Raw genomic sequence first — 20,554 nt, 5'->3', positions numbered from 1 at the left:
GCTTCTGCGGCTTCGCCGGCTTTTCGCTATCGCGGTCTGCGCGTTCCGCATTTGCCCGAAGCGAACGTGTGCGCTCCCGGCGTGAAGGCGCCGGGAGCGGCACCATCACTTCACGAGCGTTGCCTTTTCGATGACCTCGGCGACTTCCTTGGCATGGACGACGAGCGAGGCATGGCTTCCGGCGACGTCCGTCACCTGAGCCTTCATCCTGGCTGCGAACGACTTCTGGGCCTCGGGCGCGATGACCTTGTCCTTCGTGGTGATGACATCGAAGGTCGGCTTGTCATGCCAGGCCGCAATGGTGACGGGGGCCTCGAACGCAGCGACACTCAATGGAAGCTGCGACTTGGCCAGGTGCTCGGCGATCTCCGGCGGAAGGTCAGCCGCGACCGCCGACGGAAACACCTTCGGGTCAATGTACAAATTGCCCTTCGCGTCGGGACGGATCGCGTTGCCACCTTCGGTCGGCGGGCCGGCTTTTGACAGCGATGCCAGGGATTCGCCAACGTCCGGCGCGAAGGCGGAGACATAGACCAGCGCCGAAACCTTGGGATCGTCGCCGGCTTGCGTGATCACCACTCCGCCCCAGGAGTGGCCGACCAGAACGGTCTTGCCGTCCTGCTTCGCGAGCGCCTGCTTGGTGGCATCGACGTCAGCCGTGAGCGAGGTGAGCGGATTTTCGACGAGCGTGACGTTGTAGCCCTTCTTCGTGAGGATATCGGCGACGGGCTGCCAACTCGTCTGGTCCACGAAAGCGCCGTGCACGAGCACGACGTTGTGGGCTGCTCCCTTGGGCAGTTCGGCGGAATAAGCGGCGCCGACCAATGTCGATCCGGCCAGGAGTGCGGTGGCGGCTGAGAGAAGCATATTTAGCATTGAATGTTCCTGTTGGAATGTCGGACGAACAAGTCCGGGGGGATGGACAGGCGTTTCCAGCAACCTCGCGGTTTTGCCATCCGCCGTCGGCGAAATGGTCGCCGCACGTGATGCCGGCCCGCTGCGACATGACGTAATTCGCGAACCTTCCGGACCACAGGGACCAATCGTCCGCGTGTTGTGTCCGATCGTCCACGGGGATAGTCTCGACGGCATGGACATCCTCGCCCAGATGCTCGATCGCGTTCGTCTCGCCGGGACGTTGCTGTTTCACTTCGAGCTCGGCCATCCCTGGCATCTCGAGCTGCCGGCGCGCCCCTACGCGCTGTTTCACTATCTCAGCCGAGGATCGGCGACCCTCGCGCTCGAGCACGGACAAGAGATCCAGATGACCGAGGGCGATTTTGTCGCGATTACGCGCGGCGAGCCCCACGTGTTTTATTCGGACCGCCGGGCCAAGCCTTTGCGGATCATAGATATCGATCGAGCGTCGACGCGGTTCGGCGTCATTCGTCACGGCAGCCGTGCAAAGCCGCACTCGACCATGATCTGCGGCAATTTCACGGTCTCGCGGCCACTGTGTGGCGGCGTGCTGGAGCTACTACCGCCCGTGCTGCTGCTGAAGCCGACGACGGACGGTGGTTGGCTTGAAGCGATCCTGCGTCGCATGGTCAGCGAGTCCGCGCTTGAGCGTCCCGGCCAACGCGTCGCGCTTTCACGACTGACGGAAGTGCTCTTTGTCGAGGTGCTCCGAAGCTGGATCTCGTCTCTCAGTCCCGGACAAGGCGGCTGGCTCGGGGCCGTTTCTGACCCGCATATCGGACCGGCGCTCAAGCTCATTCACGAAAGCCCGGAGCGTCCCTGGACTCTGAGCGACCTTGGCCGTCGCGTCGGGCTCGGCCGTTCGGCGTTTTCAGCGCGCTTTACCAAGCTCGTCGGCCGGTCCATGCATCGCTATGTGATCGAACGCCGGATGGCGGAAGCGGCGTTCCTGCTGGAAACCAGTGATGAGCCCATCGCACGGATTGCCAGCCGGGTCGGTTATGAGACATCGGCGGCGTTCTCGAAGCTGTTCCTTCGACATCACGGCCTGTCGCCTGGCCGATACCGAGCAGCTCGGCGCTCTAACGGCGGTGAAAGGCACGGCGACGTTCAGGAAGCAGAAGTTGCCGATTGACCTCGGGTGCTCTCGATAAATCCAAGAATAGCCTCTGAGTTGGACAAGCGGAGAGAGGAGACGCACAAAACGTCTCCTGCGTCAGTTGCTCGCCCTTAGCGGTCTCCTTGGGAGCCTGCGATTGCCGCCCATGACCTATCGCAGCCGAGCCGACGGTCGCGGGGGCAAACCAGACCCATATTTCATACGCTCACCGATCAGCGGGAAGCAGGAAAATTGCTGCAAGCACGCCCAGGACTGCTGTTGACGCCGCGGTAGCAAAAATGGCCTCGAAGGCTTGTCCGCCACCAACTACGGCCAGCGCAGCGATCCCAAGCGCGAAGCCGCCCTGTCGCGCCACGATCGTCATGGCGGAGGCCATGCCGGAACGGTCCGGCGGGGCGAGCGCGAGCAGGGCACCCGAAAGTTGCGGGTGGGCGAGCGCCGCGCCGCTGCCGATCGCTGCCATGCCCGCGAGCATAAGACCGAGGATCTCGGCCCTATCTGTCCGCCAGAGCGATGCAAGTAAAAGGAGATTACCGACCGCGAGTATCGCGAGAGAATGCGCGAAGTGCCAGCGCCAACCGATGCGCATCACGAGGTGGCCGCCAATTGGCGGCACGATTAGCATCGGCGCCGTTGCAGCGAGCAGCGCGAGGCCAGTACGATTGGCGTGCCACCCGAATGCGCTCTGCATCGCTGGCGGCAGATAAACAAGGATGGCCCAGTAGCTGACGGAGACCGCAATCAGCAGCAGGCCGACACCGATCATCGCGGGTGTCCCGAACACGGTCGGGTCGAGGAGCGGCACAGCGCGCCGACGCTGTTGAAGGGCGAAGCCTGCCAACAGCAGAAGCGCCGCGCCGCCGAGGCTCGCGGCACCGATCATGTCGGCACGTACGCGCAACGTCGCGTCAATCAGTAGCGCGAGTGCCGTCGTCAACAGGGCAACGCCGACAATATCGAGCGGGCGCTTCTCCGCGGCCTGGCTCTCGGCGACGAACCGCGGCACCGCAATGGCCAGAGCCACGCAGAACGGCACGTTGATGAAGAAGATCCAGCGCCACCCGGTCCAAGCCGTGATCACGCCACCGAGCGTCGGCCCCGCGGCCATCCCAACACCGGAGACGACGCCCATCAAGGCGAACACACGCGCTCTGACGGCGGCATCCGGGAACGCGCTGGCGACGAGCGCCAGGGCGCCTGTGACGACGAACGCCGCGCCAACGCCTTGCAGACCACGGGCGAGCCACAACGACGGACCGTCCCAGGCAAGGCCGCAGGCAAGGGACGCGACAAGGAAGATCACATTGCCTGTCAGCAAAGCGCGGCGGCGACCGAAGCGATCGGCGATTGCCCCAGCCGCGAGCAGCATGCCCGTGAAAGCGAGCGAATACGCATCGATCACCCACGCCGTCGCGGCCATGCCGAAGCTGAGGGTACGCGCCATCGCAGGCAGCGCGACGACGACGGCGGTGACGTCGAGATTCGTGAAGAAAGCTCCGAGGCCGAGTGTCAGGGCAACGGAAAGATCACGGGCGGATAGGGAGGGTGCCGACTTCACAAATCCTCTGCCGAACCGGGAAAGTGCCGCGCAGAAGCGCTGCGATGCCCGCTTGGTATCATCGGTTTGCGCTCGTGGCGTATGTCGAGTGTTCAACTCAGCATGAATCTCCTTCATAATGCCGGCATGACCGCCCAACCTCCATTCGATGCCCTGATCGCCTTCGAAGCCGTGCACCGTCTCGGCAGCGTCACCGCCGCAGCAAGCGATCTCGGCGTGACGCAAAGCGCAGTGAGCCACCGGTTGCGCCGGCTGGAAGACTTTATGGGTTTGCCGCTGCTGACGCGGAGTTCGGGCGGCATGCGGCCGACGCCCGCGGGTGAAGCGCTTGCATCCGGCCTTGCGGAACTCCTCACCGGCCTCGGGGAGCTACGCGCGCGATGCCGCGCTGCGGCCAGCAATGGCCCACTGCGCGTCGGCGTCAGCGCAGCGCTTGCGGACTATTGGCTCGTCGCACGCCTGCCGATGTTCAAGGCCCCATCGACGCCGATCGAACTGATCATCGTCGAGAGCACGGCGCAAGCGATCCACCTCGATCTCGACATCACGATCCATTGGCTCCTCGAGGGCGAGGCACGCGAGACCTCGACGCAGCGCGTGTTGTTCCGCGAGCAGGTCTTCCCGGTTTGCCACGCGCGACTATTGCCGTCCGCGCCGCTCGACGACCCGACGCGCATCGCCGCGCTGCCGCTGATCCATAAGGGGGCTGGCGTAGACGCGAACGCGGGAACCGAGTGGTCCTGGTCGACGTGGTTCGCGCGACTTGGCCTCAACGCGCCGCCGCCGGTTGGACTACGTTACGCCAACATGGCGACAGCGATCGGTGCCGCACTTCAAGGCAGCGGCGTCGTGCTGACGCGCTCACTCCTCGCGCGCGACGCGCTCATCGACGGCCGCCTTGTGCGCGTGTTGCCTGAGACCTGGGACATGCCGTCGACGAAGGTACACCTCGTGCGCTGGCCCGCGGTCTTGGCAAGTGATACACGGGTGAAGGCATTCGTTGCATGGCTTTTGGACCAGGCCGACGAATGCGTCCCGACAATCTCCGCTGAAACCCTCGAAAATGACCCTGGCTGTGTGAAAACGCTGTGCCGCTGCTATGATTCTCCGGTGATTCTTTTTGGGGGAATCGATGAGGCGCTTCGTTGAGGAGGCGGATCGTGGGCAATGCACGCTGTTGCCGGAATGCCTCGATGATTTCATTGACGAGAGTAATCCTGTCCGTGTGATCGATGCGTTTGTCGATGCGCTCGATTTGGCCGAGATGAGCTTCGAGGTTGAGCCGGCGGCGACCGGTCGGCCATCGTACCATCCCTCGGTTCTCTTGAAGCTCTACATCTATGGCTATCTGAACCGGGTGCAGTCGAGCCGGCGGCTCGAACGAGAAGCCGGACGCAATGTCGAACTGATGTGGCTGCTGGGTCGGCTCACTCCCGATCACAAGACGATTGCCGACTTCCGCAAGGACAATGGCCTGGCGCTGCGCAGGGTGTGTGCGCGCTTCGTTGAACTCTGCCGTGGGATGGGTCTCCTGACGACGGCGAGCGTTGCCATCGACGGCAGCAAGTTCAAAGCGGTGAACAACCGGGACAGGAACTTCACCCGGGCGAAGGTGGAGCGGCGACGCTCCCAGCTGGAGGAGAGCGTCGCGCGGTATCTAGGCCAACTTGACACGGCCGACCGGCAGGAGCCGACGGAGGCCCTGGCCACGAAGGTGACGAGGCTTACCGAAAAGCTGACGAAGCTGAAGGAGGAAATGGGCAAGCTTGCCGCTTACGAGAAGCAGATGCTTGCATCGCCTGACCAGCAAATCTCCTTGACTGATCCCGATAGCCGCTCGATGGCGACGAGCGGCCGCGGCTCCGGCGTCGTCGGCTACAATGTGCAGGTCGCCGTGGATACCGAGCACCATCTGATTGTGACGCATGAGGTAACGAACAGCGGCTCAGATCGGGCTCAACTGGCCAATATGGCAAAGCAGGCGAAAGAAGTGCTCCAGACCGATGCGCTCGAGGCCGTTGCCGATCGCGGCTACTTCAGCAGCGTGGAGATCCTCGCGTGCCACGAGGCCGGCATCACGGTAACTCTGCCCAAGCCACAGACGTCGGGTGCCAAGTCAGATGGGCGCTTCGGCAAGCAGGATTTTGTCTATTTGCCTGAAGAGGACGCCTATCGCTGCCCAGCTGGAGAGCAACTGCCTTATCGCTTCACGAGCGAGGAAGACGGGAAGCGGCTACGGCGCTACTGGACCACGGCCTGTCAAAATTGTTCGCTTAAATCGCAGTGCACGACAGGGCCAGAGCGGCGGATTCCACGATGGGAGCATGAGCATCTGCTCGAGGCTGTGCAGCAGCGTCTCGATGCAAACCCACAAGCCATGCGCCAGCGTCGAGAGACAGTCGAGCATCCGTTCGGCACGATGAAGGCCCGCATGGGAGCGACACACTTCCTCACCAAAACGCTTCCAAAAGTAGCCGCCGAAATGGCACTCTCGGTGCTGGCCTATAATCTGACACGGGTCATGAACATCGTCGGGATCAAGCCGCTGATCGCTGCGATCGGGGCCTGAGACACACGCGGCTCCCCGCTTCCGGGACCGACGCCCTTTGAGATCGTTTTTACACGGCCAAGACCCGAAGCGGACTTAGCTTGGCCGAGCGTTCGACGCGCCCGACTCAAAGCGAACCCGGTGCGAATGATGGTGGTTCGTGCGCGGCAGAACCAGCTGCTGCCGGGCTGGATCAATCCGAACGATATGTCTTCAGTTTGCGGCGAACATCAATACGGCGAGGGCCAGGCCGAGCAGTAGCAGGGAGATGCCTGCCGCGGCCCATTCGCGAAGAAGACCATCGGCTTGTTCGACCAGGTTGCCGAATCCAAAGCAGATGCGCCGTAGCGGCTCGAGGACCTTCCCCAGCGCCTTCCAGCCGGACGAGGCAGCCAGCGGATGCCGCCAGGGATTTAGCAGGATGGCGAGCGTCGCACCTCCCAGCACGGACAGGAGCAATTTTGCGAACCCATCGCTACTGAACAATTTCGGCAGCACATCATGTGAGATCGGCAGGTATGGTTCCCAGGGTACTAAGCCAAGCAGCAGCGAACAGATCGCCAGGGCGAGCGCGGGTAGGTCGCGGCTTGGCAGCGCCGTCTGGATGGGCGCGATCGGTTGATCGGAAGGCGCGAGCGCATAGGCCAGAACCAACAGGACATAGGCGGTCGTGAACATTCCACCGGCATGCAGCACCGCGGCCCACCACCACTGTCCTGTCCTCGTTGCCTCCTGCAGCAGAAGCTCTTTCGCAAAGGCTGCGCCGCTGGGTTGAACGCCCATCAGCGCGAGGCCACCCACTGCGAAGGTCAGTACGCTGAGAGGTAGGACACGTGCGACACCGCCCAGCCCGGTAATGCGGTCATGGCCCAGCCCGGTGTAGATCGATCCGACGGCCAGGAACATCGCCGCCTTTGCGGAGGCGTGAGAGATCGCCTGCAGCAATCCCGCCGCAAAGGCTTGCCCGGTCTCGAGTTGACCCAAGGCATTGGCAGCGAGCGGAAAGATCAAGAAGAGATACCCGATCTGAGCCAACGTCGAATATGCTACGAGCAGCTTGAGGCGCTCCTGCCGCAAGGCGACCACGCTTCCGATCACGATCGCGCCGGTCCCCAGTGCCGCCAGGAATTGCGTGGCGGCAAGGCTGGGCAGGCCAGGTATCACGTCGAACCAAAGCCGCAGAAGGATGAAGAACGATCCCTTCACGACCAAGCCGGATAGAATTGCGCTCGCCGCGGCCGGCGCGCCGGCGTGAGCGGACGGCAACCACAGGTGCAACGGGAAGAGCGCGGTCTTTGCGAGGAGGCCGACCGTCATCAATGCGACGGCAATGAGCACGCCCGGCTGCGCTGAGACGACACGCGACATGAGCACCATGTCGAGCGTCCCATAAAAGCCGTAGAGCAGGGCCGCGCCCAGCAGGTAGAGAACCGAGCCGAGCAATGCAAAGACAAGATAGCGTAACGCGGCCTGAAGCGTCTCCGCGCGGCCATCGAGGCAGACCAGCGGGACTGCGGCGAATGTCAGCAACTCCAGCGCGACATACAGGGTGAAGAGATCGCCGCCAACGAAGATCATGTTCAGCGCTGCCCAAACGGCAAGCAACAGGATCCAGAATGCGAAGGAGGTGCGTGCGTCCGATGCTGGACGAAAGTCAGTCGTGGCGAAGACGGCGACCGCGCAGATCACAATCGCCGTGGTCGCGAGCATCACCGCCGACAGTCCGTCCGCGCGCAAGGCCACTCCTAGCGGGGGCGACCATGCACCAAGTAGATAGACTATGAGGCCGCCGCCCTGCGGCACGGCCAGGAGAATGGCCCCCGCAATCGCCAACCCCAACGGTACAACCGCTAGGGCTACCTGCCGGACGTAACGGTCGCCGAGAGTGAATGCCAGCAGGATGCCCGCAACCGGTACGGCGACCGACAGGACTAGCACGAAGCCGAACGTCGTCGTCGCCAGCGCTGAGGCAGGAGCCAACATCAGTCACCGGATGGGTCGGACCGCGGGCCCGGCGGCGCGCGACTGCCGAGCGTCAGGGAGCCGCCGGTCTGGAACAATCGGAGCAGCAAGGCGATCGCCAGGGCCGTTGCGGAAAACGCTACCACTATTCCCGTGATCACCAGGGCTTGTGGGACCGGATCATTGCCAACGCCCGCCGCGGTGCCCCTTCGTCCGACGATGCCAAACAGAAGAAAGACGCCGCTGCCGACCAGATTGAATGCGATGATCTTGCGAAGCGGTCGCGGATTGGTAATCAGGCCGTAGAGCCCAAGTCCAATCGCCGCAGCTGCGAATGATCCAAACACCGTGACGCCGCTCATGGCTCGACACTCCTTTCCGGCGCGCCGGCGAGCAGGAGGGCGAGTGTCGCTGCAATCGTCAGGGTCATCGCGACCTCGATGCCAATGATCAGAGGTTTAGCGATTGCAACCGGGTAGGCGAGGAACGCCGCTCCGAAGCAAAGTCCACCGAAGCCGACGGCCAGAAACAGGCCAGGCCCGGCCACTAGGACCAGCCGCAGCCGTGGACTGCTCACGGGTGGCGTATCCGCCAAACCAGCCATGATGACCAAGAGCCACATCGACGCGAGAACCGCGCCGCCCTGAAATGCTCCGCCGGGGTGATCGGCCCCCGTCCACAGCATGTAAATGCCGACGACGATGCCCGCGGGAGGAAGGAGGCGCGCGAGAAAGGCGAGAACGCCCTTGGGGTCGGCCTCGTGGCGCGGTCCCTGACGACCGCCCCAATTGCGGTCCGCCGCGAGCGACCACACACCGACGATGGCAAGCAGGAGCACGACCTTCTCGAGCATGGTGTCCATCCCGCGGAAGGCCATGAGCACGTTGGTGACGGGATTGGCCATTCCGGTTGCTCCCGCATTCGAGACGGCCGCCGGTGCCAGCGTTGGTGGCGGATTCGGCAGGAGCAGGATTGCGAAGGCCAGCACCGCCGCTGTCGATGCAGACAATATGGCGGCGCTGAGACGCACGGTGAGGCTGCAACGTTCGGCCGTTGTCACCTCGCTACCGCGCAGTCTGGCGGCCGCCCCTAACAGCATCACGCCGCCGAGACCTCCGCCAATGGCGGCCTCCGTTAGTGCGACATCGACCGCGTCGAGACGCACCCATATCAGCGCAACCAGGAGGCCGTAGGCGACGAACCCGACGGTGGACGAATAGGTATCGGGGACGGCGATGGTCCAGATGGCGAGGCCCAGCACCACGGCGGCGAGTGCGATCTCGAAGACTGTTGCGGTACTCATTTGGCCGCTCCGCTCTGGCGCGCCGTGCGCGCGATCAACTGGGAAACGGTGGCGCCGGCAAGCAGTGCGAACATCCAGATGCAGATCAGCTTCAACCCGTCGCGCAGGCTTCCTGCCTGTGGGAGCAAGCCAAGCACGACGAAGCCCAGGCCGAGATTGTCTGCCTTGGTCAGCGCGTGTAGGCGGGTCAGGGTGTCGGGAAAGCGAAGAAGGCCGACGGTGCCGGCGAGGAAGAAGAACGCTCCCGCCGACACGCAGGCAATCGTCACGACGTCGCGTGCGAGGTTCATCTGTCCCCCGTTGAATCAAGCCCGTCGGTTTCGAGGCGGGAAAGCCCCTTCTTGACGAACGCGATGGACGCGAAGGTGGCGAGCAACGCCAGGATCAATGCCACGTCGATGGCCGCCGGGACGCCCGTCACGGTGCCGAGAAGGAGCAACACGGCAATGCCTGCGGTGCCGATCAATTGCGCCGCCATCATACGGTCCGCATCGCCCGGACCACGCAATATCGACACCAGCCCGAGTGCCAGCAGGGCCAGGATCAAGCCGACTGCGGCGGTCAGGAACTCAGTCATTGTATAGGGCTTGAACCAGCGCCAGTTCCTCGGCGGCAAGATCGGTCACGACCGGCTGTCGGATGTCGAGGCAATGATAGACGATCTCTCCGTTCTCCTCGCCCGCCGGCACCGTCCCGGGCAGCAGGCTGGTGAGCGTCGTGAACACGTTCTGCCGCAGCCCGGGCGAAAGCCGACTCGGATAGGTCACAAATCCCGGGTGCAGCGGCAATCGGGGATTAAGTGCGCGCCCTGCAACGTCTGCTCCGGCGACCACCGAGTGATACAGGAAAAGAAGGATCAGGCGGGCGATGGCGCGAACCGATCGCCGCGCGCGGCTCGGCTCGAGCAGGTGCAGGCTCGTCCAAGTTGCGGCGGCGATCGCGGCCGCGGCGGCGGGAAGATCGGCGACATCGACACCGGCAAGCACCAGCCACAGGCAAAAGAACAATGATGCTCGGTACGTCGCGACCGGCCACAATGGACCAGCTGCGGCGGCGCATGCATCTGGATCAGCCGAGGGACCTTTCATGGCCGCTTCCTGGCTCGTTTCTAACGTCGGCGCCTGCGTTGCGGCGAAGATACGGACTTGCGGGAGATAAACGTAAACTTCGCGGAAGATGTCTCTCTCGGCAAGTCATTCAATGCTCAAGCCGCGAGCTGGCGTAGCGATACATCATCATCCAAAATGGTTCCGATGGCGCCCACGAGTGGATCGTCCGGCGCCATCGTCTTGGATAGGATCTCGCGACCCTCAAGGTTCGACGGCGCCGATCAAGTGAAGCGCGAGTAGCGCGCGACGGCTCCGCCGCGCGCCATACTCCATCTCGTGATCCCATCATGTATTGGCAGCAGAACTGGCGATATCGGGTGAAGGCCTGATCACCCCTAGGAAAACTCCCTACGAACACACCTCGGCAAACCACGATTAAATCCAGCCGCACCGAGTAGATTTACCGATTTTTATACCAAAGCCGTTCGGCAAAATACCCACGGCGATAGTCTTGGAACGCAAGAGGTGATGTCCATGAGCGGCAGCCGTTGCACGTTCCGATACATGGTAACGTCGACGTTCGTGGCGGCATTCTCGCTGACCCTGGGAGCCTGCGGCAGAGAACAGGCAACGAATGACACGCCCGTTCCGCGAATCGTGCGCACGTCGACTGTGGAAAAGCGCAAGGTCACAACACCCCTGACATTTACAGGGCGGATCGAAGCCGAAGATGAAGTGAATGTTGCGTTCCGGATATCCGGGCGACTTCTGAGCAACGACACCAAGATTGGCGACAGGGTCAAAGCCGGCCAAATGCTGGCGCGATTGGAGTCACAGAACGAACTGAATGGACTGCGTCAGGCGCAGGCATCTCTGGCTGCGGCGCAGGGACAGTTGACGCAGGCACGCAATCACTTCGACCGTCAGGAGACGCTCTTGGCGCAGGGCTGGACAACGCGCGCCAATTTCGATGCTGCCACCCAGGCCCAGCAAACTGCGCAGTCGCAGGTCGACGCGGCTGAGGCGCAACTGAGCGCCGCACATGACCTCGTCGGTTTCACCGAACTGACGGCCGATGCACCCGGCGTGATAACCGCCACCGGCCCGGGAGCCGGCGAAGTGGTCCAGGTCGGGCAGATGATTGCGAGGATCGCGCGACAAGACGGCCGCGACGCCGTCTTCGACATTCCCTCTCAATTGGTCAGATCGGCTTCTTCGGATCCGGAGGTCGAAGTCAGCCTAGCCGATGATCCGACAATAAAGGCGAAGGGGCGCGTTCGCGAGGTCGCCGCGCAGGCCAGCGCCGTGACGCGGACCTTCGAGGTCAGAGTCGGTCTGACCGATCCCCCGCCGGCGATGCGGCTGGGCGCGACGGTCGTCGGAAGGGTGAGCACGAGTGCCGGGCCGATGATCGATATTCCTTCTTCCGCCCTGACCAGGATGAACCAACGCCCCGCCGTTTGGGTCGTCGATCCCGCCAACAACACGGTCTCAGTTCGCAATGTGGATGTGCTACGGTTCGATGAAGCCCAAGCGGTGATCTCGCAAGGACTCGACACCGGTGAAGTCATTGTCACCGCCGGCGTCCAGGCGCTTCACTCGGGTCAGACAGTCCGCGTTCTCGGATCAGGGCCATGAGCGGAATCAATCTTTCCGATTGGGCGCTGAAGCACCGCTCGCTGGTCGTCTACATGATGATCGTTGCGGTCATTGCCGGCGTACTGTCCTATTTCCGGTTGGGGCGCAACGAAGATCCAGCCTTCATCATCAAGACCATGGTTGTTCAGGCCGCCTGGCCTGGCGCATCCGTGGAGGAAACGGTGAAACAGGTGACGGAGCGCCTCGAACGTCGACTTCAGGAAACGCCGCATCTCGACTTCCTGCGAAGTTTCACGAGGGCCGGCGTCTCGATCGTCTTCGTGAATCTGAAGGGCAGCGCAAACGCAAGAGAGGTTGCCGACACCTGGTACCACGTGCGCAAGTCGATCGGCGACATGCGCCATACGCTGCCCGACGGCGTCATTGGGCCGGCGTTCAATGACGAATTCGGCGATACGTTCGGGATCATCTACGGCTTCACCAGCGACGGCTTCAGCCAGCGTGAGTTGCGCGATCGGGTCGAGGAGACCCGCTCGAGGCTGCTTCTCGTGCCCGACGTGTCGAAGATCGAGCTGTTGGGCGAGCAGGATGAAGTGATCTTCGTCGAATTTTCCACCAAGGAGCTCGCGGCCCTCGGCGTTGATCGGTCCGCCCTGATTGCAGCGCTCCAGTCGCAAAACATCGTGCGTCCGGCCGGAACGATACAGACAAGCTCGGAAAGCATTTCGATTCGGGTGTCGGGAGGCTTCCAGTCGGAGCAGGACATCGCCAACATCAACTTCTCGGCGGGCGGCCGCATGCTGCGCTTGAGAGATATGGCCCGCGTACGGCGCGGTTACACGGACCCGCCCCAGCCGATGTTTCGTGTCAATGGTCAGCCGGCAATAGGACTTGCCATCGCCATGCGGGATGGCGGCGACATCCTTGCGCTCGGCGCCAACCTCAGAAAGGCAATGGCCCGGATCACGGCGGAACTTCCGATCGGAATTGAGCCGAGCTTGGTCGCGGACCAGCCCGTTGTCGTCGACCACGCGATCCGGGAGTTCATGGTCTCGCTGATGCAGGCGATCGCCATCATCATGGTGGTGAGCTTCATCAGCCTCGGCGTACGCCCCGGCCTGATCATTGCGCTTGCCATACCTTTCACGCTGGCGATCGTGTTTCCGATCATGGCGCTTCTTGGCATCGACATGCAGCGTATATCGCTTGGCGCACTGATCATTGCGCTCGCGTTGCTGGTCGACGACGCGATGACGACGACCGACGCGACGCTCAACAAATTGGCGGAGGGCGCCAGCAAGGTCGAGGCGGCAACTTTCGCATACCGGACCCATGCGATGGCGATGCTCGCGGGCACGTTGGTGACGATCGCGGGCTTTATCCCGGTGGGCTTTGCGGCGAGCTCGGCCGGCGAATACACGTTCTCGCTGTTTGCCGTGGTCACGATCGCGCTGCTGGTATCGTGGTTCGTGGCGGTCATTTTCACGCCACTGCTCGGCGCTGCGATCTTGGTCCCGCCCCGGCAACGCGACTCCGCGGATCCGGGCAGGATTTTCCGGATGTACCGGAGCTTCCTGACATTCGCGATGCGCGGGAAATGGCTGACGATCGCGATCTCGGTGGCGCTCCTGGTAGCCGCGGTCCTTGCGATGCCGTTGATCCCGCGGCAGTTCTTTCCGTCGTCGGATCGTCCGGAATTGCTGGTAGATATCAGTTTGCCGCAGAACGCGTCAATCTATGCGAGCGAGGCGGCGGCGAAGCGTCTGGATGCGGCTCTTGGGGCGGATTCCGATGTCGCAAGATGGAGCACCTATGTTGGACGCGGCGCCATCCGCTTCTACTTGCCCCTCAATGTGCAACTACCGAACGACTTCTTTACCCAGAGCGTTGTGGTCGCCAAGGACGTTGCGGCCCGCGACCGGCTGCATGCCAAGCTCGAAAAGCTCCTGGCTCAGGAATTCCCCAAGGCAATTTCGTTCGTTTCTCCGCTCGAGCTTGGACCTCCGGTTGGATGGCCAGTACAGTACCGCGTCAGCGGGCCTGACGTAGAGCGGGTACGAGAGATTGCGCTCGATGTTGGACGGATCGTTGGTTCCAGTCTGGAGACCAGGCAGGTCAATTTCGACTGGATGGAGCCCGATCGACAGGTGCGCATCCGCGTCGATCAGAATGAAGCCCGCCTTCTCGGCCTCAGCTCGCAGGCGATCGCAACCACGTTGAACGCGATGATGACCGGCACGCCGATAACCCAGGTTCGCGACGATATCTACCTGGTCAACGTGGTCGCGCGTGCGACCGACGCGCAGAGGGTTTCGCTGGACAGCCTGCGCAATCTGCAGGTGGCCTTGCCGAGCGGGCAAACCGTTCCTCTCGGCCAGTTTGCATCCTTCGAATATGACCAAGAATTTCCGCTCATCTGGAGACGCGATCGCGTTCCGACCTTGACCGTCCAGGCGGCTATCGTCGGCAACACGTTGCCGGCAAGCGTGGTCACGTCGCTGTCGCCGGCGATCGAGAGCTTCAGAAAGACGCTCCCGCCGTCGTACGACGTGGTCGTGGGTGGCACGGTGGAAGAGAGCCAGAAGTCGCAGGCATCCGTGCTGGCTGTGGTTCCGGTGATGCTGTTCGTCATGTTCACTATCCTTATGGCGCAACTCCAGAGCTTTCCGAGACTTTTCATGGTCCTCAGCGTGGCGCCGCTTGGTCTGATCGGTGTCGTTGCCGCCTTGATGCTGTCAGGAAGGCCGCTAGGCTTCGTCGCCATTCTCGGTGTGCTGGCGCTTCTCGGCATGATCAGCAAGAACGTGGTCATTCTGATTGGTCAGATTGACGCCGAACGTGCTCTAGGGAAGACGCCCTGGGAAGCCGCGGTCGACGGTAGCAGTTCCCGATTTCGCCCGATCATGTTGACCGCTGTGTCGACTGTCCTCGGAATGATTCCGATCGCACCTACAGTCTTCTGGGGTCCAATGGCCTTCGCGATCATGGGTGGCTTGCTGGTTGGCACGGTTCTTACGCTCGTCTTCCTGCCGACGCTCTATGTCACCTGGTTCGGCGCCACGGAGTCGGCCGAAGGTCCCGCGCTGCGTAAGCCGCCAATGCGCAGAGGGCAAAGCTCGAAAGGGGAATCCTCGCCTACGACAATGTAGTCAACCTATGTCCTTCGTCTTGAGCGGGTTCATCGCGTTGATCGAAGCCGCGCTCATACCCCTTGGACAAAGCTTTACAGTTTCGGCACCCGCAGTGGGGGCGCGCTTTCGTATGTAATGTCTGTCGGGGAAAACTGCGACCTGGCGGGTAGGGCAGCTTCTGGACCCGAAGCGGACATCAGCCCTCCGGCACCCCGGCCATGCGCAGGCCCTCATACACACGCTCGCGCCCGGCGAGGTAAGCCGGATGGTCGCTCGCCGCGCGGGCTCGGAAGCGGCGGAGAGTGAAGGTCGGATTGAGCACAAGGCCCGCCCGCGCGGCGGCCCGCGCCTCGTCCGGTGAGCCGAGCAGAGCCAGAGCGGCGGCGAGAAAGCAATGCGGGATGGGATGGTTTCGGTTGGCCTCGATGCTCCGGCGCAGCCAGGCAACCGCTTCCACGTCGGCGCCGAGCGCCAACTTGGCGAGACCGACAAACATTGACCACCGGTAGGCGTAGTTATCGCGAGGAGAGAGGCGAAGCGCCTCGCGGACATGGGCCTCGGTCTCATCGCTGCGACCGAGAAAAGTCTTAGCGAGACCGATGAAGGCATGAGCGTCGGCCAAATTGTGATCCAGTGCCAACGCTCGTTCGCATTCAGCGATGCCTTGGACCGCGCGATGGGTAAATGACTGGACGAAACCCAGGACGCTATGGGCCCGAGCATGGTTTGGCGCAAGGGACAGAGCCCGCACTATGACTGCTTCGGCCGCAACAAAGTGTGCGGTCCAGTCGTCGCGCATAAGGTTGGCACCAAACGCCGCTCTAACCCGCGCCGAACCGACCAGCGCCTCAATGTTTCCGGGATCAAGCGCCAGGGCACGGTCGAAAAAGACCTGCGCTTGCGTCATGTAGTCCGCGGTCGTCCCATTGTTCTCGTAAGCCCAGCCTTGGAAATACAGGTCCATCGCATCGGGATGGGTTGAACGTCCCGCTCGCCGCGCCTCAACCTGAATGAGCTGGGCATTCAGCGTGTTTGCTAGCCGCGATACGATTTCATCCTGCGTGTCGAACAGGTCGGCGACGGGTTTCTCGAACCGCTCGGCCCAGAGGTGAGTGCCGGTTTCGGCATCGATCAGCTGAACATTCACGCGAATCCGGTTGCCGCCTCGCTGCACTGAACCTTCGAGAACATAGCGGATGTTCAACTCGCGTCCGATCTGCCTTACATCGACAATTTTGCCCTTGAAGGTGAAAGCGGTGTTGCGAGCGATCACGAATGAGCCGCTGATGCGCGAAAGGTCGGTGGTCAGGCTCTCGGTCACGCCGTCGACGAAATAGTCCTGCTCGGGATCACCTCCGATGTTTGCGAATGGCAGCACGACGATGGAAAGACGCGGCGCAGGAATGGACATCGTAACGGTCGCGGCATCGGGCCGATCCGGGTCAGCTATAACCTGAAAGATCTGTTCACCAGAACAGGCTGGGGGCAACACGTCTGCAGGCCGGCGCACTTCCTGCACCGCCCCAACAAAACGAAAGCCCTTGCGTTGCAGAGTTTTGATAAAATGTTGTTTCTCGCCGGAATCTCCGATCACGCTCCGAGCGACATTCAGGCGCGTCGTCACTGCAGCATCGGACACGACACGGCCGTTCCAAACGTTATTGATGAGGTCGTCCTTACTCACGACCCGTTCCCTGTTGCGGATCAGGTAAGCGAGCAGATCGAACACCTGCGGAGCAACGGAAACCAATTGCGCCCCGCGGTAAAGTTCGCGACGGTCGGTGTCGAACGCGTACTGCTCGAAGAGATACCGCAAGCTGGCAATTCCTTGGGTAACTTTCTCCCGACGGTGTCCCGTGCCGGTTGCAACGCAAGAATATGCGGTCGGTGAGGAGAATGTAAGCAGAATGTCAAGAGCGTTCACCCACGACCTGATACGGTCTTTAGGCTGGCAGCGATTTGCGCAGAGACAATCCAGGAGTGCAGCCAACGGCTTACCTTGCTGCCCGGCCGTACCCGAGCGGCGGTAAGAGAGTTAACGTGGGCCTCCGCTTGAAGGATCGGCGGCAACGCCCCTCGTAAATGCCAAGGAAGTTGTCATGGCCTTGAAGACCATGCGACGCGCCTCTATCGCGACCAGCGCAGCCGCTATCGCTTTGTCGTATCATGATTGCGGGTGGACGCAGACCCGGCCATCCAAATCTTCAACAGCTGCGCGCCCCTCTTTTTCGCGCAGCGCCGAGGAAGCACACGAGAAACAAAACAGCCCATTGATCAGCGTGGAGGGAACAAATGTCACGAAAGTTTTCTCGACGACAGTTTGTAACCGCGTCGGCCATGTCTTCCGCCGCGCTCGTCACCGCGCCTTATGTGCGCGGCGCCTACGCCGCCGGTAAGCTATCGATAGGTTTTTGGGACCACTTTGTGCCGGGCGCCAACACGACCTCCGCGGATCTCGTCAAAGAATGGGCCGAAAAGGCAAAGGTCGACGTTCAGATCGATTACATTGGCAGCCAAGGCAACAAACTCCTTCTAACCGGCGCCGCCGAAGCGCAAGCGAAGGCCGGACACGACATTCTTGCGATGACCACGTGGCGTGTTCACAATTATGCCGAACGGCTCGAGCCGGTGAACGATGTCATGGAGCCGATCCTCAAGCAGAACGGCGAGGTGAATGGCACGGTGAAGTATCTTGGCCAAGTAAACGACACTTGGATGGCCATTCCCGCTACGATCGGCAGCCAAATCCAGGCTCCTTGCTCTCGCATTGATCTGATGAAGAAATACGCCGGCATCGATGTGCAGGCGATCTACCCGGCTGGCAGCCCGCCGCAGGCCGACAGCTGGACGATGGACGCCTTCCTGAAGGCCGCTGAAGCCTGCCACAAAGGCGGCTTCCCCTTCGGCATCGGGTTGGGAGAGACCGTCGACAGCGTGGTTGCCGCCGGGGCATTCTTCCAGTCATTCGGCGCGCAGCTGGTCGATGCCAACGGTAATCTTACGGTCAAGACCGACGAGGTGCGCCAAGCGCTGGAATTTTACAAGAGGCTGATCGCGTTCCTGCCCCCCGACGTGCCGGCGTGGGATGATGCTTCCAACAACAAATGGTTGATCTCTGGCAGGGGCGCGCTGATCATGAATCCGCCGAGTCCTTGGGCGGTGGCCAAGCGCGATGCACCACACGTTGCCGAGCAATGCTGGACCCACGGCCTCCCGGCGGGCCCGAAGGGCCGCTTTGCGCCGTATTTCCCTTTCTTCTGGGGCATCTGGAATTTCTCCAAGAACAAGGAGGCGGCGAAGAGCCTGCTCGCGCATCTCTCGCAGGCGTCGTCGATTGAGAAGCTGGTGGTCGCCAGCGGCGGTTATGATCTCCCGGCCTACGTGAAGTTCACGAACTTGAGGGTCTGGGCGGAAGCGGAGCCGCCGAAAGGCACGCTCTACCACTATCCCAATCCCTACAATCATCAGAGACTATCAATCGCGGCTTGGCCCGCGCCGCCGAAGATCGCACAGCAGATCTTCGCGCAGGCGACGATGACCAAAATGTGCCTCCGCTACTCGCGGGGTGAAGCACTGGAGAGCAGCCTCGCGTGGGCGGAGGGCGAGTGCGAGGGCTTCATGCGAGGCTGACGACGGGAGGTATGGCGGCTCGCTCCACGTAGCGGATCGGCCAAACGCGGCCAGCGCTAAGACTAATGTTCGCAACACGTGGGTACCCAACGACTGCACGGGCCGTTCTCGACGACCGGCCGCACAACCATCCCGCAGACTCGTTATTTGCTTAACTCGACCCGTTTTTGCTCTCAGGGCACACCGAGCCATCATCACCGGGCCCCGAGCGCTCGCCCGCGCTTGGATCGATTCGAGTCGATCAAGACACACTTGGAAATGGGAGGTGGCGATGGCATCAACTCTCGTCGGCAAGCAGGCTGTCGTGATCGGCGCGGGAATGGGTGGGCTCGCGGCCGCAGGGGCGCTTGCCGACCACTTCGAGCAGCTCGTTGTTCTGGAGCGCGACACTCTACCCGTGGAGCCCACGCGTCGCGCCGGGACGCCGCAGGCGCGGCATGTGCATGCGTTGCTGCTCAGCGGCCAGCGCGCTCTCAGCGAGCTGTTCCCGGGATTCGAGCAGGATCTCGCACGGGCGGGAGGCGTGCGGCTCAAGGCCGGTCTCGATACCCGCCTCGAGCCCCCGGGCTACAATCCCTTCCCGCAACGCGATCTCGGCTGGTGCGGTTATGCGGCGTCACGGCCCACCATCGAGCACGTCGTGCGGCGCCGGGTCGAAGGCCTCGCCAACATCGTGTTGCGCCAGCGCTGCCGGGTCACGGAAGTGCTGGCGTCGCCAAATGGAGAGGCGGTCATCGGCGTGCGCTGCGAGAATGGCAGGGGCACGAGCGAGACGATCGCTGCGGATCTTGTCGTCGACGCCACCGGACGCGGCACGCTCACTCTCGCCCTGCTGCAATCGGGCGGCCGACCGCTGCCCGAGGAGACCACAATCGGCATCGATCTCTCCTATTCCACATGTGTCTTTGCAGTTTCCGACGATGCGCCGACCGAGTGGAAAGGCGTCATCACCTTCGCTCAGGCGCCCCACAATCGCCGGGGTGGCATCTTGCTTCCGCTCGAGGGCGACCGGTGGATGGTAACCCTTAGCGGCCGCCTCGGTGAGGTCCCGCCCGGTGATGCGGAGGGGTTCCTGACGTATGCTCGATCGCTTCGGACGCCGACGATCTACAATGCGATCAAGCACGCCAGGCGCCTCGACGGGGTCGCGCGCTACGGTTTCCCGGAAAGCGTGCGGCGTCATTTCGAGCGGCTCGATGGTTTTCCCCGCGGGCTGTTGCCGATCGGCGACGCAATTTGTCGGTTCAATCCCGTCTACGGGCAAGGCATGAGCGTGGCCGCCCTGGAGGCGCGCCTGCTCCAAGGGCTTCTCGAGAGACTAGCGGTAAACAGCGATTCAATCGCCGGGCTGGCACCTGCTTTCTTCGCCGAAGTGCCGACGTTGATCGAGACGCCGTGGTCGGTGGCCATACTCGACTTCGCGTTTCCCAGTACGCGCGGGCAACGTCCGGCGGATTTTGAGATGACGCGCAACTTCGGTATCGCCCTGACCCGGCTTGCCGCCGAAGATCCGGCCGTCCATAAGCTAACCGTCGAGGTCCAACATCTATTGAAGCCACGCAGCGTCTATCGCGATCCTGCGCTCGTCGAGCGAGTGCTTGCGAAAATGACCGAGGTGTGACTCTTGCGGGGAGCGATTTACGCCGTTTTCGAGCGTGCCGCCGTGATGGATCAGCCAACTCGTAATTGCAGCGGTGCATGAGTCTCTTCATGGACCATCGCGACATACCGCGCTG

General features: G+C 62.4%; 16 protein-coding genes. 7 read left to right on the top strand and 9 right to left on the bottom strand.

Going from position 1 to position 20,554, the window contains the following annotated elements; translation table 11 throughout:
- Positions 1-105: 105 nt before the first annotated feature.
- Positions 106-876 (bottom strand): alpha/beta hydrolase, encoded by a 771-nt coding sequence (locus tag QA642_RS28045; protein WP_283079744.1) that lies wholly within the window; start codon positions 874-876, stop codon positions 106-108.
- Positions 877-1,090: 214 nt separating this feature from the next.
- Here QA642_RS28045 and QA642_RS28040 point away from each other — a divergent pair, with 214 nt between their 5' ends.
- Positions 1,091-2,053, top strand: a complete 963-nt coding sequence (locus QA642_RS28040) for an AraC family transcriptional regulator (RefSeq protein ID WP_283079743.1) — start codon at positions 1,091-1,093, stop codon at positions 2,051-2,053.
- Between the two features lie 190 nt (positions 2,054-2,243).
- Here QA642_RS28040 and QA642_RS28035 read toward each other — a convergent pair whose 3' ends face one another.
- A complete protein-coding gene (locus QA642_RS28035) occupies positions 2,244-3,773 on the bottom strand; it encodes an MFS transporter (RefSeq protein ID WP_283079742.1) in 1,530 nt (509 codons plus the stop codon).
- Here QA642_RS28035 and QA642_RS28030 point away from each other — a divergent pair.
- A complete protein-coding gene (locus QA642_RS28030; RefSeq protein WP_283079741.1) occupies positions 3,768-4,745 on the top strand; it encodes a LysR substrate-binding domain-containing protein in 978 nt (325 codons plus the stop codon). The genes QA642_RS28035 and QA642_RS28030 overlap by 6 nt on opposite strands.
- Entirely contained in the window at positions 4,729-6,165 is a 1,437-nt protein-coding gene (locus tag QA642_RS28025; RefSeq protein ID WP_283079740.1) for an IS1182 family transposase, read from the top strand. The genes QA642_RS28030 and QA642_RS28025 overlap by 17 nt, the downstream gene beginning before the upstream one ends.
- A 192-nt stretch (positions 6,166-6,357) precedes the next feature.
- On the opposite strand, the gene QA642_RS28020 is transcribed toward QA642_RS28025, so the two are convergent.
- From QA642_RS28020 to QA642_RS27995, 6 genes are read right to left on the bottom strand one after another with little or no spacing between them, the layout of a single operon-like run.
- Positions 6,358-8,127, bottom strand: coding sequence for a proton-conducting transporter membrane subunit (locus QA642_RS28020; RefSeq protein WP_283079739.1), 1,770 nt, complete (start codon positions 8,125-8,127; stop codon positions 6,358-6,360).
- Positions 8,127-8,468, bottom strand: a complete 342-nt coding sequence (locus QA642_RS28015) for an NADH-quinone oxidoreductase subunit K (RefSeq protein WP_283079738.1) — start codon at positions 8,466-8,468, stop codon at positions 8,127-8,129. Before QA642_RS28015 ends, QA642_RS28020 begins: the two co-directional genes overlap by 1 nt.
- A complete protein-coding gene (gene mbhE / locus QA642_RS28010; RefSeq protein ID WP_283079737.1) occupies positions 8,465-9,409 on the bottom strand; it encodes a hydrogen gas-evolving membrane-bound hydrogenase subunit E in 945 nt (314 codons plus the stop codon). The genes QA642_RS28015 and mbhE overlap by 4 nt, the downstream gene beginning before the upstream one ends.
- Positions 9,406-9,699 carry a monovalent cation/H(+) antiporter subunit G gene (locus tag QA642_RS28005; RefSeq protein WP_027560006.1) on the bottom strand — a complete coding sequence of 98 codons (294 nt, stop codon included), beginning with the start codon at positions 9,697-9,699 and terminating at the stop codon, positions 9,406-9,408. Before QA642_RS28005 ends, mbhE begins: the two co-directional genes overlap by 4 nt.
- The gene (locus QA642_RS28000) at positions 9,696-9,986 is read right to left on the bottom strand and encodes an MrpF/PhaF family protein (protein WP_027560005.1); all 291 of its coding nucleotides are present in this window, start codon (positions 9,984-9,986) and stop codon (positions 9,696-9,698) included. The genes QA642_RS28005 and QA642_RS28000 overlap by 4 nt, the downstream gene beginning before the upstream one ends.
- Positions 9,979-10,446, bottom strand: coding sequence for a Na+/H+ antiporter subunit E (locus tag QA642_RS27995; protein WP_283079736.1), 468 nt, complete (start codon positions 10,444-10,446; stop codon positions 9,979-9,981). Before QA642_RS27995 ends, QA642_RS28000 begins: the two co-directional genes overlap by 8 nt.
- A 546-nt stretch (positions 10,447-10,992) precedes the next feature.
- Between QA642_RS27995 and QA642_RS27990 the strand changes: the two genes are divergently transcribed.
- Entirely contained in the window at positions 10,993-12,096 is a 1,104-nt protein-coding gene (locus QA642_RS27990; protein ID WP_283079735.1) for an efflux RND transporter periplasmic adaptor subunit, read from the top strand.
- Positions 12,093-15,206 carry an efflux RND transporter permease subunit gene (locus QA642_RS27985; RefSeq protein WP_283079734.1) on the top strand — a complete coding sequence of 1,038 codons (3,114 nt, stop codon included), beginning with the start codon at positions 12,093-12,095 and terminating at the stop codon, positions 15,204-15,206. The genes QA642_RS27990 and QA642_RS27985 overlap by 4 nt, the downstream gene beginning before the upstream one ends.
- Before the next feature lie 178 nt (positions 15,207-15,384).
- Here QA642_RS27985 and QA642_RS27980 read toward each other — a convergent pair whose 3' ends face one another.
- Positions 15,385-17,004, bottom strand: coding sequence for a winged helix-turn-helix domain-containing protein (locus tag QA642_RS27980; RefSeq protein ID WP_283079733.1), 1,620 nt, complete (start codon positions 17,002-17,004; stop codon positions 15,385-15,387).
- A gap of 476 nt (positions 17,005-17,480) precedes the next feature.
- Here QA642_RS27980 and QA642_RS27975 point away from each other — a divergent pair, with 476 nt between their 5' ends.
- Positions 17,481-18,818, top strand: a complete 1,338-nt coding sequence (locus QA642_RS27975; RefSeq protein WP_283079732.1) for an extracellular solute-binding protein — start codon at positions 17,481-17,483, stop codon at positions 18,816-18,818.
- 271 nt (positions 18,819-19,089) lie between these two features.
- Entirely contained in the window at positions 19,090-20,439 is a 1,350-nt protein-coding gene (locus QA642_RS27970; RefSeq protein ID WP_283079731.1) for a squalene monooxygenase, read from the top strand.
- Positions 20,440-20,554: the final 115 nt, after the last annotated feature.

The organism is Bradyrhizobium sp. CB2312, assembly GCF_029714425.1.
In the GTDB taxonomy this organism is placed as follows: Bacteria; Pseudomonadota; Alphaproteobacteria; order Rhizobiales; family Xanthobacteraceae; genus Bradyrhizobium.
This window is presented reverse-complemented; position numbering and strand designations above follow the sequence as displayed.